10 protein-coding genes and 1 pseudogene are annotated in these 17,895 nt (G+C 71.3%); 4 read left to right on the plus strand and 7 right to left on the minus strand.

The window, feature by feature from the left end; all coding sequences use genetic code 11:
- Positions 1 to 70 precede the first annotated feature (70 nt).
- Positions 71 to 1,289 (plus strand): annotated as a pseudogene (locus AB0B58_RS16295) (discoidin domain-containing protein).
- A gap of 38 nt (positions 1,290 to 1,327) precedes the next feature.
- Positions 1,328 to 4,894: a discoidin domain-containing protein gene (locus AB0B58_RS16300; protein ID WP_360223964.1), complete on the plus strand. Its 3,567-nt coding sequence runs from the start codon at positions 1,328 to 1,330 to the stop codon at positions 4,892 to 4,894.
- A gap of 57 nt (positions 4,895 to 4,951) precedes the next feature.
- Here the strand turns inward: AB0B58_RS16300 and AB0B58_RS16305 are convergent, their stop codons facing one another.
- The 7 genes from AB0B58_RS16305 to ppdK all read right to left on the minus strand — a co-directional run bounded on the left by AB0B58_RS16305 (position 4,952) and on the right by ppdK (position 13,159).
- Positions 4,952 to 5,884 carry a hypothetical protein gene (locus AB0B58_RS16305; RefSeq protein WP_360223966.1) on the minus strand — a complete coding sequence of 311 codons (933 nt, stop codon included), beginning with the start codon at positions 5,882 to 5,884 and terminating at the stop codon, positions 4,952 to 4,954.
- Positions 5,881 to 6,228 carry a PadR family transcriptional regulator gene (locus AB0B58_RS16310; protein WP_360223968.1) on the minus strand — a complete coding sequence of 116 codons (348 nt, stop codon included), beginning with the start codon at positions 6,226 to 6,228 and terminating at the stop codon, positions 5,881 to 5,883. Before AB0B58_RS16310 ends, AB0B58_RS16305 begins: the two co-directional genes overlap by 4 nt.
- A gap of 130 nt (positions 6,229 to 6,358) precedes the next feature.
- Entirely contained in the window at positions 6,359 to 7,015 is a 657-nt protein-coding gene (locus AB0B58_RS16315) for a Fic family protein (protein ID WP_360224233.1), read from the minus strand.
- Positions 7,016 to 7,106: 91 nt separating this feature from the next.
- Positions 7,107 to 7,346: a hypothetical protein gene (locus AB0B58_RS16320; protein WP_360223970.1), complete on the minus strand. Its 240-nt coding sequence runs from the start codon at positions 7,344 to 7,346 to the stop codon at positions 7,107 to 7,109.
- 182 nt (positions 7,347 to 7,528) lie between these two features.
- Positions 7,529 to 9,643 (minus strand): SulP family inorganic anion transporter, encoded by a 2,115-nt coding sequence (locus tag AB0B58_RS16325; protein ID WP_360223972.1) that lies wholly within the window; start codon positions 9,641 to 9,643, stop codon positions 7,529 to 7,531.
- A gap of 105 nt (positions 9,644 to 9,748) precedes the next feature.
- Positions 9,749 to 10,444 carry an SDR family NAD(P)-dependent oxidoreductase gene (locus AB0B58_RS16330; RefSeq protein WP_360223974.1) on the minus strand — a complete coding sequence of 232 codons (696 nt, stop codon included), beginning with the start codon at positions 10,442 to 10,444 and terminating at the stop codon, positions 9,749 to 9,751.
- 21 nt (positions 10,445 to 10,465) lie between these two features.
- Complete coding sequence (gene ppdK / locus AB0B58_RS16335) at positions 10,466 to 13,159, minus strand: pyruvate, phosphate dikinase (protein ID WP_360223976.1); 2,694 nt, start codon at positions 13,157 to 13,159, stop codon at positions 10,466 to 10,468.
- 314 nt (positions 13,160 to 13,473) lie between these two features.
- On the opposite strand from ppdK, the gene AB0B58_RS16340 reads away from it, so the two are divergent.
- Together AB0B58_RS16340 and AB0B58_RS16345 are read left to right on the plus strand one after the other, a co-directional pair.
- On the plus strand, positions 13,474 to 16,068 hold the full coding sequence (locus AB0B58_RS16340; RefSeq protein ID WP_360223978.1) for a carboxylate--amine ligase/circularly permuted type 2 ATP-grasp protein: 2,595 nt from the start codon (positions 13,474 to 13,476) through the stop codon (positions 16,066 to 16,068).
- Between the two features lie 53 nt (positions 16,069 to 16,121).
- Positions 16,122 to 17,894: an N-acetylglutaminylglutamine amidotransferase gene (locus AB0B58_RS16345; RefSeq protein WP_360223980.1), complete on the plus strand. Its 1,773-nt coding sequence runs from the start codon at positions 16,122 to 16,124 to the stop codon at positions 17,892 to 17,894.
- Position 17,895: the final 1 nt, after the last annotated feature.

The following is a 17,895-nucleotide window of genomic DNA, read 5'->3' on the forward strand; positions in this document are numbered from 1 at the left end:
GCGTCGGGCCCGCCGCCACGAAGGGAGACGCACCACCCGGGGGCTTGGCCACCTGACGAAAGGGATCCCCATGGCCAACCGCACCGCTCACAGATACCTGGCCGTTCTCACCACCACCGCCGCGGTGGTGGCCGCATCCGTCGCCGCGGTCACCTGGACCGCGGCCCCGGCCGGCGCCGCCGGCCTGTCACCGTTCGACATCGCCGGCCGCGGCGCGACCGTGCCGTTCGTCGAGACCGAGGCCGAGAACGCCGCCACCAACGGCACCCGGACCGGCACCAGCCGCTACTACGGCCGGCTGTCGTCGGAGGCGTCCGGCCGCGAGGCCGTCACCCTCGACGCCGTCGGCGAGTACGTCGAGTTCACCCTGACCAGGCCCGCGAACGCGGTCACCTTCCGCTACAGCCTCCCGGACGGCAACAACGGCGCCGGGCGGGACGCGACGATCGACGTGCGGGTGAACGACGCCGTCGTGCGCTCGGTGCCCGTCACGTCGCGGTACAGCTGGTTCTACGGCGGCTATCCGTTCAACAACAACCCGGGCGACACCAACCCGCACCACTTCTACGACGAGGCGCGCACCCTGTTCGGCACCACCTACGCGGTCGGCACCAAGGTCCGGCTGCAGGTCGGCTCGACCGCGCAGTCGCCGTCGTTCACCATCGACCTGGCCGACTTCGAGAACGTGCCGGGCCCGATCGGCAGGCCGGCGAACGCGATCGACGCGGTCGCCGACTACGGCGCGGATCCGACCGGCGCGACCGACTCGACCGCGAGGATCCAGGCGGCGGTCAACGCCGGCAGCACGCAGGGCCGGACCGACCAACCCGCCCACGACGCCACCCACCACGCCGCCGACCACCCCGCCGACCGGCAACCACGCCGCGGGACGCCCGGTCTCCGCGACCAGCCAGACGGACGTCTACGCGCCGGCCAACACAGTCGACGGCAACGCGAACACCTACTGGGAGAGCCAGAACCACGCGTTCCCGCAGTCGCTGACCGTCGACCTCGGCCAGGCCCGCGCGGTCTCCCGGATCGTGCTCAAGCTGCCGCCCGCCGCCGCCTGGGCCGCCCGGACGCAGACGCTGTCCGTGCTGGGCTCGGCCGACGGCTCGTCCTTCAGCACCGTCAAGGCATCCGCCGGCTACACGTTCAACCCGTCCTCCGGTAACACCGCGACCGTCTCGTTCACCGCGACGACGCAGCGCTACCTGCGGCTGACGTTCACCGGCAACACCGGCTGGCCCGCGGGCCAGGTCTCCGAGTTCGAGGTCTACGCCTCCTAGCAGTACCCGCTCCCTCACGGAAGAAGGCGCGCATCCCCATGTCCAGATCAGCGAGAAAGATACTGTCAGCGGCCGTCGCCGCCGGCCTCGTCACCGCGCTCGTTCAGATCGCCGCTCCCGCCGCTCCCGCCGCGGCGGCCGGGCCCAACCTCGCCGCCGGCAAGGCCTTCACCGCCAGCAGCTCCACCGACGTGTACGGCGCCGGCAACGCGGGCGACGGCAACACCAGCAGCTACTGGGAGAGCCAGAACAACGCGTTCCCGCAGTGGCTTCAGGTCGACCTCGGCGCCTCGGTCAGCGTCAACCAGACAGTCCTCAAGCTGCCGCCGGCCGCCGCCTGGCAGACCCGCACGCAGACCCTCTCCGTGCAGGGCAGCACCACCGGCTCGAACTTCGCGGACCTCAAGGCGAGCGCGGGTTACACGTTCAACCCGTCCTCGGGCAACACCGTGACGATCGACTTCGGCGCCACCACCACCCGCTACCTGCGGCTGAACATCACCGGCAACACCGGCTGGCCGGCCGGTCAGATCTCCGAGCTCGAGGTGTACGGCCCCACGGCCGGCGACACCCAGGCGCCGTCCGCGCCGACCGGGCTGGCCTACTCCCAGCCCGCCGCCGGGCAGATCCGGCTCACCTGGAACGCCTCGACCGACAACGTCGGCGTCACCGGCTACGAGGTCCACGCCAACGGCGCGCTGCGCACCACCGTGGCCGGCAACGTGCTGACCTACACCGACAACCAGCCGGCGAGCGCGACCGTCTCCTACTACGTCAAGGCCAGGGACGCGGCGGGCAACCTGTCGGCGGCGAGCAACACGGTCACCCGCACCGGAACGGTCACCGACGGCACCAACCTCGCCGTCGGCAAGCCGATCACCGCGTCCTCGACCGTCTTCACCTTCGTCGCCACGAACGCCAACGACAACGACACCGCGACCTACTGGGAGGGCAGCGCATACCCGGCGACGCTGACCGTTTCGCTGGGCGCCAACGCCAGCACCGGCTCCGTCGTGGTCAAGCTCAGCCCCGCGACCGAATGGGGTACGCGCACCCAGACGTTCTCGATCCTGGGCCGCGAGCAGAGCGCCTCCGGCTTCACCACGCTCGTGCCGTCGGCGACGTACACGTTCAACCCGGCGACCGGCAACACGGTGACCGTTCCGGTCAGCGCTACCGCCGCCGACGTCCGGCTGAGCTTCACCGCGAACACCGGCGCGCCCAGCGGCCAGGTCGCGGAGTTCCAGGTCATCGGCGTACCCGCGCCGAACCCGGACCTGACCGTCTCGGCGATGTCGTTCTCCCCGGCCGCGCCGGTCGAGGCCGACGCGGTGACCCTGTCGGCGACCGTGCGCAACGCCGGCAACGCGGGCAGCCCGGCCACGAACGTCAATTTCTACCTGGGTACGGCCAAGGTCGGCACCGCCGGCGTCGGTGCGCTGGCCGCCGGTGCCTCCGCGACGGTCACGGCGAACGTCGGCGCGCGTGACGCCGGCACCTACGTGGTCAGCTCCAAGGTCGACGAGGCCGGCACGGTCGTCGAGCAGAACGACGCCAACAACTCGTACACCAACCCCACCGACCTCGTGGTGTCCCCGGTCAGCAGCTCGGACCTGGTCGCCTCCGTGGTCGGCTGGTCGCCGGGCAACCCGTCCGCGGGCCAGACCGTCGCGTTCTCGGTCACCGTCAGGAACCAGGGCACCCAGGCCTCGGCCGCCGGCGCGCACGGGGTCACGCTCACGGTGCTGTCCGACTCGGGCGCCACGGTCCGGACCCTGACCGGCTCCTATTCGGGCACCCTGGCCCCCGGCGCGTCCTCGCCGGCGATCAGCCTGGGCACCTGGACCGCCGTCAACGGCAGGTACACGGTCCGGACCGTCGTCGCCGACGACGGCAACGAGCTGCCGGTCAAGCGGGCCAACAACACCAGCGAGAAGCCGTTCTTCGTCGGCCGCGGCGCGAACATGCCGTACGACATGTACGAGGCCGAGGACGGCCAGACCGGCGGCGGCGCCGCGGTCGTCGGCCCGAACCGGACCGTCGGCGACCTCGCGGGCGAGGCGTCCGGCCGCCGGGCCGTCACGCTGAACTCGACCGGCTCCTACGTGCAGTGGACGACCCGGGCGAGCACCAACACGCTCGTCGCCCGCTTCTCCATCCCCGACAACACCACGAGCTCCATCAACGTCTACGTCAACGGCACCCTGAACCGCACGCTGCCGCTCACCTCGAAGTACGCGTGGCTCTACGGCGACGAGCGGGCGCCGCAGAACTCGGGCACCGGCCCGCGCCACATCTACGACGAGGCCAACATCCTGCTGAACGGCACGGTGAACGCGGGCAGCGTGATCAAGCTGCAGAAGGACTCCGGCAACGGCGGCAACATCGCGATCGACTTCGTCAACACCGAGCAGGTCGCGCCGGTCGCCAACCCGAACCCGGCGACCTACGTGGTACCGGCCGGCTTCGATCAGCAGTCGGTGCAGGCGGCGTTCGACGCGGCCCGGATGGACAGCGGCAAGGTCGGCGTCTACCTACCGGCGGGCGACTACCAGACCTCGAACAAGTTCCAGGTGTACGGCAAGGCGATCCAGGTGGTCGGCGCCGGACCCTGGTACACGAGGTTCTTCACCCCGCAGACGCAGTCCGAGACCGACGCCGGCTTCCGGGCCGACGCCACCGCGAACGGGTCGACGTTCAGGAACTTCGCGTTCTTCGGCAACTACACGATCCGCATCGACGGCCCGGGCAAGGTCTTCGACCTGGCCAACGTCGCCAACATCACCATCGACAACATCTGGGCCGAGCACACGGTCTGCCTCTACTGGGGCGCGAACACCGACCGCATGACGATCAAGAACTCCCGGATCCGCAACCTGTTCGCCGACGGCGTCAACATGACCAACGGCAGCACCGACAACCTGGTCGACAACAACGACGCCCGGGCCACCGGCGACGACAGCTTCGCGCTGTTCTCGGCGATCGACGCGGGCGGCTCCGACGAGATCAACAACGTCTACTCGAACCTCTCCTCCACGCTGACCTGGCGCGCCGCGGGCATCGCGGTCTACGGCGGGTACGCCAACACGTTCAAGAACATCTATATCGCGGACACCCTGGTCTACTCGGGCATCACGATCAGCTCGCTGGACTTCGGCTACCCGATGAACGGCTTCGGCGCGAACCCGCCGACCGTGTTCGACAACATCTCCATCGTCCGTGCGGGCGGCCACTTCTGGGGCGACCAGGTCTTCCCGGCGATCTGGGTCTTCTCCGCGTCGAAGGTCTTCCAGGGCATCCGGGTGAGCAACGTCGACATCGTCGACCCGACCTACTCCGGAATCATGTTCCAGACCAACTACGTGGGCGGCCAGCCGCAGTTCCCGGTCAAGGACACCGTCTTCACCAACGTCTCGATCACCGGGGCGCGCAAGAGCGGTGACGCCTACGACGCGAAGTCGGGCTACGGCCTCTGGGCGAACCCGATGCCGGAGCCGGGCCAGGGCCCGGCGGTCGGCACGGTGACGTTCAACAACCTGCAGCTGAGCAACAACTTCAAGGACATCGAGAACCCGACGACGACCTTCACCATCATCCGCAACTAGCACGCCGGACGGGCGGGGGCCCGCACCCTCGAGGTGCGGGCCCCGTCGCGGGGCCGGTCAGATGCGGGTGCGGCGCACCGCGACGGTTGCGCCGACCGCGATGTCGAGGATCGGCAGGATCGCCAGGATGCCCATGTCGATCAGCGTCCAGCGCGCCGTCGACCAGTCGCCAAGCGTAGGAGAACTGATCGACCAGACGTCCAGCCCCAGCGACACGTCGAGCATGGCGCGGTTGACGACCACGTTGAGGAAGGCGAGACCGAACGCCATCGCGACCCGCTCGTCGACGACCGACCAGAGGATCGCGGCGACCGCGAGCCCCTGCCACACGGCGCGGCTGCCGGCCTGGAACGCGGGGTCCTGCGCAAGGGTCCCGTACGCGTCCAGCGCGACCGACACCACCGGCACGAGCAGCATCAGATTCAGTGCCCTCGGCGCCACGACCGTGCCGCGCCCGATGAGCGGTATCAACAGCAACACCACGAGCGGCAACTGCCACAACGGCGAAAGATAGGTGAAGCTCGGCGTCGAAAGGGTGACGAGCTGGGGTGCGGCCATCTGGAGCACGAAAGCCCCGGCCGTCACGACGGCCGCCGCCAGGTACGCACCGCGGAAGACCGCCACGATCGCCAGGACACAGGCCGCGGCGACGGTGAGGCTCGCGGCGACCCACACGATGGGCGGACTCTCCCCGTTCGGATCGAACATCATCCGCCAGAGGGTGTCGCCGGCGGTCTGGGTCAGCAGGATCAGGGCGGCGGTGCGCAGCGCCACCCGCCAGGACTGCCCTGGGGTACGGCGGCCCTGCGCGCCGGCCCGGACCCGGATCGCGCCGAGGATCAGCTCCCGCACCTCACGCCACTCCGGCCGGCGCCGATCCTGCGGCGCCGAGTCCATCAGCACGCCCAGCATCTCGGCGCCCCTGGCCCGCCGGTACGCCGCGGGGTAGAGGCGCAACAGGCTCGCGTACCGCCGCTCCAACTCGGTCATGCCAGCCCCGCCGCGGGTCGCGGCGCCGCCGAGCGGGCCGTGCGGTCCGTCACGACCCGGGCCGCGGCGGCCATCGCCTCCGCCTCCGACCGCAGCGCGGCGGCGCCGTCTGGGGTGAGCGTGTAGTAGCGCCGGGCGCGGCCGTTGACGATCTCCTCGCGCGTCGGCGCCACGTATCCCTCGCTGGTGAGGCGGTCGAGCGCGGCGTACAGCGTGCCGGTGGCGAGGCGGATGCGCCCTCGCGACAGCTCGCCGGCCCGAGTGATGATCGCGTAGCCGTGCAGCGGCTCGTCCTGCAATGCGGCCAGGATGAAGTAGGTCGGCTCCCGCATATGTGTGGTCACCCGGCAACTATATGACGATGAACTACCTATGTGAAGCGCAGTCTCCGCGGCCGCCTCGGACGCGCTGCCGCCCCGGCGGTGGCGCAAGGCGTGGAGACCCGTGCAGCGCACGCCACCGGTCACGCCGTCGTCAGTCGTTCAGGTAGGGCGCGATCAGGGTGAATGGGGTGCGGGCCAGCTCCAATGCCGACCCGGGGAAACGTGGTCCTTCGGTGTAGTAGCGGGCGCGGGTGCGGCCGACCGGGGCCAGCAGACCGGCGGTAACCAGGTCGCGCAGGTCGCGCTGCGCCTGCTGAAGGGTGAGACCCTCGGCCTGCTCGTATCGAGTGCGGCGGACCCGGCCGCCGACGGCGACGTCGTGCAGCGCCGAAATGACACGCTCGTCCAATCCGTCGTCACTGGCGAACCCCGCAAGCAGCTCCCACACGGCGGCGGACTGGTCCATCCGATGCTGGACCGTCTGCGCCTGCTGGTGGTAGGCGGTCAGGTTGAACCGGATCCAGCCGGAGACATCCTGGTCGGGCCGATAGGTGGCACCGCGACGCTGGAGCTCCCGGTAGTACTCCCAGGTGTTGCCCGGCCTGCCGAGCCACGCCTCGATCGAGGAGAACTCCGGCGCGAGGACGCCTTCGCGGGCGATCAGGAGAGTCTGCAGCGATCGGGACATGCGGCCGTTGCCGTCCGCCCAGGGGTGGATCGAGACCAGGTGCAGGTGGGCCATGGCCGCGCGGATCAGCGGATGTGCGTCGTCGGCGGCGTTGAGCCAGGCGATCAGTTCGGCCAGAATGACGCAATCATTACGTCAACTGATCCACTACCATCTCTCGATCCCACCCGTGCCAGGCGATGTCCGGCGGTCTCGATCGTGCCGGCGGCGGCTATGTCACCCGGGGGCGGGCGAGGCCCGCGCGGCGGACGAAGATGCGGCGGCGGGCGACGGCGCGGCCGAGGTTGTCCAGTTGGTAGCCGTCCAGCCAGGCCCAGCCCGCGTACGTCGGCCGCGCGTCCACGCCGACCACCCGGAACGCGAAGCCGGCGCGCCCGGCGAACTGCACGCTCGCGGCCCTGCCGACGAGCACCACGTCACCGGCGCGGACCGTCCGCTCGGCAGTCGCCACGTCTGTCACCTCCGGGTCGGGCGACGCGCTCGTGCCACCGCCCTCTCCCAGCCGTACGGAGTCGATGTTGTTCGCGGCCGGGCGTCGGCGGGAAAGTCTTTGGTTCTCCCGCATCCGCCTAGATTGTTACGTTGCGGGGCGGACCTCAATCCCCCGCGCGGATGTGGCACGAAAACGGCATTTCACGGCGCGGAGACCCGGCTGCGCACGCCGCCGGCCACGTTGTACATCCGGGCCTCGGCCAGGTCGAAGTAGAGCCCGGCCAGGGTCAGCCGGCCGGCGTCCGCGGCCCGGCGCACGCTCGGGTAGGTCAGCAGGTTCGCCAGTTGCTGCTCGACGTTGGCGGCGATGCACTCCTCCTCGTGTTCGCGGCCCGCCAGGTTGATGCCCGCCGAGCCGAGCCAGCTGCCCAGCGCCGACGGCGAGCCCGCGGCGCCGGCCATCATGGCGCGCACCGCGCCGCAGCCGGAGTGGCCGCAGACCGTGATCGTCGCGACGCCGAGGACGTCGACGGCGTACTCGATGCCGGCGCCGATCGAGGTGTCCGCGGCGCCGTACGCGGGGACGATGTTTCCGACGTTGCGCATGCAGAACAGGTCGCCCGGGCCGCTCGTGGTGATCATGTTGGGGACCAGCCGGGAGTCGGCGCAGGTGATGAAGAGCTGTTCGGGCCGCTGCCCGTCGCGGGCCAGGCCGGCCAGGTGCGACCGGACCAGCGGCGCGACGCTGCGCTCGAACTCGTCGATGCCCGCGGCCATCGCGTCGCGGCGCTGATCGTTCAGGGAGATCCACTGTGACCAGGAGCCGAGAAAGCGTGGCACCCGGCCGGGATGGGAGCGCACCGAGCCGAGCCGGCCGGACGTCGCCCGGTGGAACCAGCTGTCCTGCACCTCCTGGATGTGCACCCGGCCGCCGGCGCGCTGGTACGCGTCGCGCCATTCCTGGATCGTCTCGAAGGCGCCGTGGTCGAGGTAGTCGAGGTGCAGTTCGAGCTCGACGGACTCGCCCGCCGGGATGTCCGCGAGCTCCCGGGCCACCCGCCCCGAGCCGATGAAGGCCAGCGTCCCGGTGATGACGACGAGCCAGCGGCCCGGCTCCGGCGAGGTGCGGTCGATCTCGCAGCGGGCCAGCCGGCCCAGCATGAGCAGGACCGCGGTGGCCATGCCCAGCGCGACGCCGGTCAGCAGGTCGGTGAAGATCACCCCGAACGCCGTGACCAGGTACGTGGGCAGCTCCCGGTGCCGCACGTACGCCTTGATCTGTGCCAGGCTGACCAGCCGCAGCCCGACGACGACCAGCACCGCCGCGAGCGCGGAGAGCGGGATCTGCTCGAGCAGCCCGGCGAAGGCCAGCACGCACACCGCGATCCACACGCCGTGCAGCACGGCGGAGGCGCGGGTCCTGGCGCCGGCCGCGACGTTTGTGGAGCTGCGCACGATGACGCCGGTGACCGGCAGCCCGCCGAGCGCTCCCGACACCGTGTTGGCGGCGCCCTGCGCGAGCAGTTCGCGGTTGAGGTCGGCCCGCGGGCCGCTGTGCAGCCGGTCGACGGCGACCGCGGAGAGCAGCGACTCGACGCTGCCGACCAGCGCGATGGTCACCACGGCGACGACAATCTCGCCCGCGCCCGCGTCGGGCCAGTGTGGAAGGGTGAGTTCGCCGAGCGGGTTCTCCGGCAGGTCGACGCGGGCGACGTCGAGGCCGGCCAGCGCCGCCGTCGCGGTCGCCACGGCCACCGCGACCAGCGCTCCCGGCAGCAGGGAGACCTTCACGAGGCGGGGCCAGAGCAGCAGGATCGCCGTGGTCAGCAGCCCGAGGAGGATTGAGGCCCCGTGTATCCCGGCGATCTGGGCGGGCAGGTCGCGGATGTTGTGCCAGGCCCCGCTCTGCGGATCGCCGCCGAGCACGACGTGTACCTGGCTGAGCGCGATGACGATGCCGATCCCCGCGAGCATGCCGTGCACGACGGCCGGCGACAGGGAGAGGGCGGCCCGGCCGAGGCGGGAGACGCCGAGCACGATCTGGACGAGTCCGGCCATGGCGAAGATCGCGGTCGTCCCGGCCCAGCCGAAGTCGGCGACGACACCCGCGACGACCACGGTCAACCCGGCCGCCGGGCCGCTGACCTGCAGCGGGGCCCCGCTGAGGGCACCCGCCACCACTCCGCCCACGACCGCGGCGATCAGGCCGGCGAGCAGCGGGGCGCCGGAGGCGGCGGCGATGCCGAGAGACAGGGGGATCGCGATGAGGAAGACGACGATGGAGGCGGGTACGTCGTGCCGCAGCAGCGTGCGCATCGGCTTGGCGGTCCTTCCCGGAATATCTCACAAGTGGGACATTCCGGTCACAATAGCCATAGCGGGTGAACAGGCTGTTACATGACGTGTTCCGTGGCCATACTCTCAGCGGCTTCCCAGTCGGGCCCGCGTCCGGGCGACGGGCCGCAACGCCGCGGTCAGCAGGGCCATCCGCCGGGGATACGACACCACGGCGGCTCTCGTACGCACGCAGCGCATGAGCACGTCGACCGCCCGGTCCACGGTGATCATCATTGGCCGCACGGGCCCCTTGGCCATCTTCGTGTCCACGAATCCGAACCGGACCGTGCTGACGTGCACCCCGCGCGGCCGCAGGGCGGCGCCCAGCGCGATCAGATAGGACGAAAGCCCGGCCTTCGACGCGGCGTAGCCCGGCGCGACGGGCGTGATCAGCGTGTCGGCGAGGCTGGACAGCCCGATGAAGTGCCCACCGCCGGCCGCCAGCATCCGCGGCACCACGACCTCGACGGCGCGGGCCGCGCCGATCAGGTTCACCTCGAGGACCCGGGTCTGCGCCCCGAGGTCGTCCGGGTCGAGCAGGTCCCCGACGCCGGCGGCGTACACGCAGAGGTCGACGCCGTCCGCCGCGTCCAGGGCCCGGGCCAGGCTCGCCGGGAACCCGGGCGCGGTGACGTCGGCCGCCACGTGGACGTACCGGTCGTGCTCGACGGCGGCCGGCCGCCGGGAGAGGCCGGTGACCGCCCAGCCGTCCTCCAGCAGCCGCCTCGTCAGGGCGAGGCCGATGCCGTCGGTGTTGCCGATGACTAACCCATGTCGCACGGCCCGGGAGCCTACCGCCGATCAGCGGCTGTCGGAGTCCCCCGCCGTCACCGCGGCCCGGCCGGCCTCCAGGCGCGCGACCGGCACCCGGAACGGCGAGCAGGAGACGTAGTCGAGGCCGACCTCGTGGAAGAAGTGCACCGACTCCGGGTCACCGCCGTGCTCGCCGCAGACGCCCAGCTTCAGCTCGGGGCGCACCGCGCGCCCCTCCTCGGCGGCGATCCGGATGAGCCGGCCGACCCCCTCGCGGTCGATCGACTCGAACGGCGAGATGCCGAAGATGCCCAGCTCCAGGTAGCGCCAGAAGAACGCGCCCTCGACGTCGTCGCGGGAGAAGCCCCAGCCCATCTGGGTCAGGTCGTTGGTGCCGAACGAGAAGAAGTCGGCGGCCTCGGCGATCTGCCCGGCGGTCAGCGCGGCCCGGGGTACCTCGATCATCGTGCCGATCAGCACGTTGACGCCGCTGTCGGCGACGACCTCGGCGACGATCTGCTCGCACTCCTGCCGGACCATCTCGAGCTCCTGCACGGCGCCGACCAGCGGCACCATGATCTCCGGACGCGGGTCGAGACCCTCGCCGGCCAGCTGCACCGCGGCCTCGGTGATCGCCCGGACCTGCATCGCGAACAGGCCCGGAATGACCAGGCCCAGGCGTACGCCGCGCAGGCCCAGCATCGGGTTCTGCTCGTGCATCCGGCGCACGGCGTCAAGCAGCTGCGCGTCCTCCGCGTGGTCCTCGCCGCGCTCGCGGGCGACCGCGACGTTGACCGCCAGCTCCTCCAGCGACGGCAGGAACTCGTGTAGCGGCGGGTCGATCAGCCGGACCGTCACCGGCAGGCCGTCCATGGCCCGGAACAGATCGACGAAGTCCGCACGCTGCAGCGGGAGCAGCGCCGCCAGGGCGTCCGAGCGGTCGGTCGGCGTCGCCGCGAGGATCAGCCGCTCGACCAGCTCGCGCCGGTCCCCGAGGAACATGTGCTCGGTGCGGCACAGCCCGATGCCCTCGGCGCCGAAGCGCCGCGCCCGGGCCGCGTCGTCGGCGGTGTCGGCGTTCGTGCGCACGGCAAGGGCACGGGCGGCGTCGGCATGCGACATGATCTTGTGTACGGCGTCGACAAGCGGAACCTCGGCCTCGGCCGGGGAGAGCGTGCCCTCGAAGTACTGCACCACCTCGGAGGGGCGCACCGGTACGGCGTCGAGGTAGACGCAGCCGGTGGTGCCGTCGATCGAGATCACGTCACCCTCGTTGACGGTCCGGCCGTCGACGGTGAAGCGGTCGGCCGCGATCTCCAGCTGGTCGGCACCGCACACACAGGTGCGGCCCATGCCGCGGGCGACGACCGCCGCGTGGCTGGTCTTGCCACCCCGGGCGGTGAGGATGCCCTGCGCGGCGATCATGCCGGCCAGGTCCTCGGGGTTGGTCTCGCGGCGCACCAGGATGACCTGCTCGCCCGCCGCGGCCAGTTCGACGGCCCGCGGTGCGCTGAACACCACCCGGCCGACGGCCGCACCCGGCGACGCGCCGATGCCCTTGGTCAGCGCGACCGCGTCGGCGCCGAGGTCGAAGCGCGGGAACATCAGCTGGGCGAGCTGCGCGCCGGACACCCGCCGCAGCGCCTCGTCGAGGCCGATCATGCCCTCGTTGACGAGCTGCGCGGCGATCCGGAACGCGGCGCCGGCCGTGCGCTTACCGACCCGGGTCTGCAGCATCCAGAGCTTGCCGCGCTCGATGGTGAACTCGATGTCGCAGAGGTCACGGTAGTGCCCCTCGAGCTTCGCCATGATCGCCAGCAGCTCGTCGTACGAGCGCCGGTCGAGGGTCCTGAGCTCGTCGAGCGGGATCGTGTTGCGGATGCCCGCGACGACGTCCTCGCCCTGGGCGTTCTGCAGGTAATCGCCGTAAATGCCCTGAGCGCCGCTCGCCGGGTCCCGGGTGAACGCCACGCCCGTGCCGGAGTCCGGTCCGAGGTTGCCGAAGACCATCGCGACGACGTTCACCGCCGTGCCGAGGTCCGCCGGAATTCGTTCCTGGCGGCGGTAGAGCACGGCGCGTTCCGCATTCCAGGAGCGGAAGACGGCCTCCATCGCCAGGCGCATCTGCTCCTTCGGATCCTGCGGGAAGTCGTGTCCGGTGTGTTTGGAGAAAATGCGCTTGAAGCGATCCACAAGGGTCCGCAGGTCGGCGGCGTCGAGATGCAGATCATCGGTCGCGCCGCGAGCGGTTTTCGCCTCTTCCAGCGCGTTCGAGAATTCCTCACCGGGCACGTCGCAGACGGTCTTTCCGAACATCTGAATGAGCCGCCGGTACGAGTCCCAGGCGAAGCGCTCGTTGCCGCCGGCCTGCGCCGCGAGGCCGACGACGCTCTCGTCGTTGAGCCCGACGTTGAGCACCGTCTCCATCATGCCGGGCATCGAGAAGGCGGCACCCGAACGCACCGAGACCAGCAGCGGGTCGCTCGCGTCACCCAGCCGGCGGCCCATCGCGGACTCCAGCGCGGCAAGATGGGAATCGATCTCCTCCGCCAGCCCTGCGGGGTTGTCACCGGTCGCCAGGTAGGCCTGGCAGGCGCGGGTCGTGACCGTGAATCCGGCCGGCACCGGAAGACCCAGGCGGGTCATCTCGGCGAGGTTCGCACCTTTGCCGCCGAGCAGCTCCTTGAGGTCCTTGTGACCTTCCGAAAAATCGTAGACGTACTTCTCGCCGGCATTTCCCACGACTGCCTCCCCACGGGTGATGCGTCATCGACCGATTACCTGAACGCTCTTTCAAGGGTGTCCGGAGAGTAGGGGCCGCGCCAGTCGGGGCCATAGGCCTCGTGAGTAATTGCACAAGCGCAGGCGTGGTTGGGTTCGAAAAAGCATGACTTCGAGCAGCCTCGAGCACGACCGAGCACCGGCGGCCCCGGCACCCGAGCGTGGGGGTGTCACGATCGTCATGCTTGGTAAACGCCGGAAATGGGCACGTCACAGGTTCGGTACATGGGCTGGCAAGGCTCCGGACGACGGACGAGGACATAGGCGGTCTAGGCATGACGGAGTCACTCAAGGTCTCGGAGGACGACGGAACGGAGGAGACGAACGGCACCATCGGCACCGGCCTGACACTCGGTGTCGAGGAGGAGCTGCACGTCGTCGACCTCCGGACCCGGGAGCTCGTGCCCAGGGCACCGGAGGTGCTCGACCGGCTCGACGCGGCGAACTACTCCGCCGAGCTGCACCGCTCGGTGGTGGAGACCAACACCGAGGTCGCGACCACGCTCGACGACCTGCGCGACGGGATCGTGACGCTGCGCCGGCGGGCCATCGGGGTCGCCGACTCGCTCGGGCTCGGCCTGGTCGCCGCGGGCACGGTCCCGGTCGTCGACCTGGACTCGCTGCCGGTCACGCCGACCTCGCGGTACCGCCGGATGGTGGACGAGTACCAGATGCTCGCCCGCGAACAGCTCATCTGCGGAGCCCAGGTGCACGTCGGCATCCCCGACCGGGACGAGGCCGTGTCGATCGCACAGCGGGTCGCCCCGGCGCTGCCGGTGCTGCTCGGGATCTCGGCGAGCTCGCCGTACTGGATGGGCGAGGACAGCGGCTACGCCAGCGTGCGCTCGCTGGTCTGGCTGCGCTGGCCGACGGCCGGCGACAGCGGCCCCGTGACCTCCGCCGAGGACCACGACGCGCTGGTCGCGGACCTGATCGCGTCCGGAACCATCACCGATCCCAAGATGGTCTACTTCGATGTGCGGCCGTCCGCGCACGTGCCGACCGTCGAGCTGCGGGTCACCGACTCCAGCCCCGACGCCGACACCGTGGTGCTGCTCGCCGGCCTGTTCCGCGGCCTCGTGCTGCGCGCCCGCCAGGAGTACCGCGCCGGCCTGCCGATGGCACCGACCCGGCCGCCGCTGCACCGGGCCGCCATGTGGCGTGCCGCCCGCTCCGGGCTCGAGGGCGACCTGCTCGACCTGCCCCGCTCGCCGGTGCCCGTGCCCGCCGCGGTTGCCGTCGAGCGCCTCGTCGGCGACCTGCGCCCCCAGCTCGAGGAGCTCGGCGACTGGGAACAGGTCTTCGACCTCTCCGTGCAGACGCTCAGCCGGGGCAGCTCGGCGGCCCGGCAGCGCCGGGCCATGGGCCGCCGCGGGCGCATCACCGACGTCGTCGACCTGCTGGTCGCCGACACCCGGGGCGGCGCCACCGGCATCGGCCCGGGCGGCCAGACGGTACCGGCCGGGCTCACCCCGTACGCCGCGAGCGGCGACGAGGCGTTCCCGGGCGGCGACGTGCTGCCGGCGTACCAGGGGATCGTGAACGTCCTCAGCGCGCTCGGCCCCGCCGGGCTGCGCCGCCGCGAGGACGCCCGCGACGACGAGCAGCGCGCCCGCGGGATCACGTTCAGCGTGGCCGGCGAGGCGGCGACCCGGCTGTTCCCGTTCGACCTGGTGCCGCGCATCGTGCCGGCCGCCGACTGGCGGGAGCTGCAGGCCGGGCTGATCCAGCGGGTCCGGGCGCTGGACGCGTTCGTCAACGACGTCTACGGCGAGCGGGCCGTGGTCCGCGACGGCGTGGTGCCCGGCTGGGTCATCGACGGCTCGCCCGAGCTGCGGCCCAGCGGCGCCCTGGTCGACCGGCCCGGCGTGCGCGCGCAGGTGGCCGGCGTCGACCTGGTCCGCGACGGCGACGGCGGCTGGTACGTGCTGGAGGACAACCTGCGGGTGCCGTCCGGCATCGGATACGCGATGCAGAACCGGCGCCTCACCGAGAGCGTGCTGCCGGAGCTGCCCCGCCCCGACGGGCTGCGCGGCATCGAGGAGACGCCGCGGCTGCTGCTGCGCGCGCTGACCGAGGCGGCCGGGCCGGCGGCGGGCGACGACCCGGCCGTGGTCGTGCTCAGCCAGGGTCCCGACGACTCGGCCTGGTTCGAGCACCGGCTGCTCGCCGAGGAGATGGGCGTCCCGCTGGTGCGCAGCACCGACCTGCTGGTCGACGACGGCCGCGTGCAGCGCGTACGCAACGGGCGCCGGTACGCCGTCGACGTGATCTACCTGCGGATGGGCGAGGACAGCCTGGTGCACTCGCCGGGCGCCGACGGGATGCCGCTCGGCCCGAGCCTGGTCGCGGCCCTGCACGCCGACACGATCGTGCTGGCCAACGCGCTCGGCAACGGCATCGGCGACGACAAGGCCGTGTACGCGTACGTGCCCCGGCTGATCGGGTACTACCTCGGCGAGAAGCCGCTGCTGGCGGACGTGCCGACGTACCTGTGCGGCATACCGGAGCAGAAGGCCGAGGTCCTCGGCCGGCTGGAGGAGCTGGTCTGCAAGCCGGTCGACGGGTACGGCGGCGACCGGATCGTGATCGGCCCGCACGCGTCCGGAGAGGACCTGGCGGCGGTGCGCCGGCAGATCAACACGGCGCCGCACCGCTGGGTGGCGCAGGAGGTCGTCTCCCTCTCCACCCACCCGGTGTTCGACGGACACGAGCTGGCGCCGCGCCACGTCGACCTGCGCGCGTTCGTCTTCACCGGCAGCACGTCGGTGGTGGCGCCCGCCGCCCTGACCCGGGTCGCGCCGGTCGACAGCATGATCGTCAACTCGTCCCGAGGCGGCGGCTCGAAGGACACCTGGCTGCTCGGCTGAGTCCTTTACGGCCCGGACACGAGATTGAAACACCCCCCAAGGAGGTTCAGGCCATGTGTGGAATCGGCGGCGAACTGCGGTACGACGCCCGGGCGGCGGACGGCGACGCCGTCCGGCGGATGCTGCCCTGCCTGGAGTCCCGCGGACCCGACGGCGAGGGCCTCTGGCAGCGCGGCCCGATCGCCTTCGGCCACCGCCGACTCAAGATCATCGACCTGTCCGACTCCGGCGCCCAGCCGATGACCGACGAAGAGCTCGGCCTGACCCTGGTCTTCAACGGCTGCATCTACAACTACCGGCAGCTGCGCGAGGAGCTGCGCGGCCACGGCTACCGGTTCTCCTCCACCTCCGACACCGAGGTGATCCTCAAGGCGTACCACCGCTGGGGCGCCGGGTGCGTGCGGCGCCTGCTGGGCATGTTCGCGTTCGCCGTCGCCGAGCACGCCACCGGCACGGTGATGCTGGCCCGGGACCGGCTCGGCATCAAGCCGATGTACCTGGCCGAGACCCCCGGCCGGCTGCGCTTCGCGTCCACCCTGCCCGCGCTGCTCGCGGCCGGCGACGTCGACACCTCGATCGACAAGGTGGCGCTGCAGCACTACATGACGTTCCACTCGGTGGTCCCGGCGCCGCGCACGCTTGTCGCCGGCGTCCGCAAGCTGCCGCCGGCCACCGTCCGGATCATCAAGTCCGACGGCACGTCGACCTCGCACGTGTACTGGGAGGCCTCGCACACCCGCACCGGAACCAGGTCGCGGGCCGAGTGGGCCGAGGCCGTACACGATGCGCTGCGCACCGCCGTCGAGCGGCGGATGGTCGCCGACGTGCCGGTCGGGGTGCTGCTCTCCGGCGGGCTGGACTCCAGCTACATCGTGGCCCTGCTCGCCGAGCAGGGTCAGCGCGGCCTGACCACGTTCAGCATCGGCTTCGAGTCGGCGGCCGGGGAGAGCGGCGACGAGTTCGCGTACTCGGACCTCATCGCCAAGCAGTTCGACACGGACCACCATCAGATCCGGATCGGCCGGGACCGCTTCCTGCCGGCGGTGTCGCGCACCGTCGCAGCGATGAGCGAGCCGATGGTCAGCCACGACTGCATCGCCTTCAACCTGCTCAGCGAGGACGTGTCGCGGCAGGTCAAGGTCGTGCAGTCGGGCCAGGGCGCGGACGAGATCCTGGCCGGCTACAGCTGGTACCCGCCGCTGCGGGACGTGCCGCGGGACCGGGCCGTCGACGCGTACGCGAAGGAGTTCTTCGACAGCCCGCACGCCGAACTGGCCCGCCAGCTCGCGCCGGAGTGGCTGCTCGACGCCGACGTCAGCCGCGAGTTCGTCGCGGCGAGCTTCGCCCGGCCGGGCGCGACCACCGCCGTCGACGCGGCGCTGCGGCTGGACTCGCAGGTCATGCTCGTCGACGACCCCGTCAAGCGGGTCGACAACATGACGATGGCGTGGGGGCTCGAGGCACGCGTACCGTTCCTCGACCACGAGCTGGTGGAGCTGGCGGCGGCCTGCCCGCCCGAGCTCAAACTCGCGCAGGGCGGCAAGGGCGTCCTCAAGGACGCGGCCCGCGGGGTCGTGCCCGACGAGGTGATCGACCGCACCAAGGGATACTTCCCGGTTCCCGGGATTCGGCATCTCGAAGGACCGATGCTGGAAATGGTGCGGGACGCGCTGCACGCGCCGGCGGCCCGGGCGCGCGGGCTGTTCCGGCCGGAGTACGTTGACGCGCTGCTGGCCGACCCGAACACTGCTCGTACGGCCCTCGGTGCGAACCGGTTGTGGCAGCTCGCGCTGCTCGAGATGTGGCTGCAGGACAAGGGGATCTAGC

It is taken from the genome of Actinoplanes sp. NPDC049118, from assembly GCF_040648555.1.
Taxonomy (GTDB): Bacteria; Actinomycetota; Actinomycetes; order Mycobacteriales; family Micromonosporaceae; genus Actinoplanes.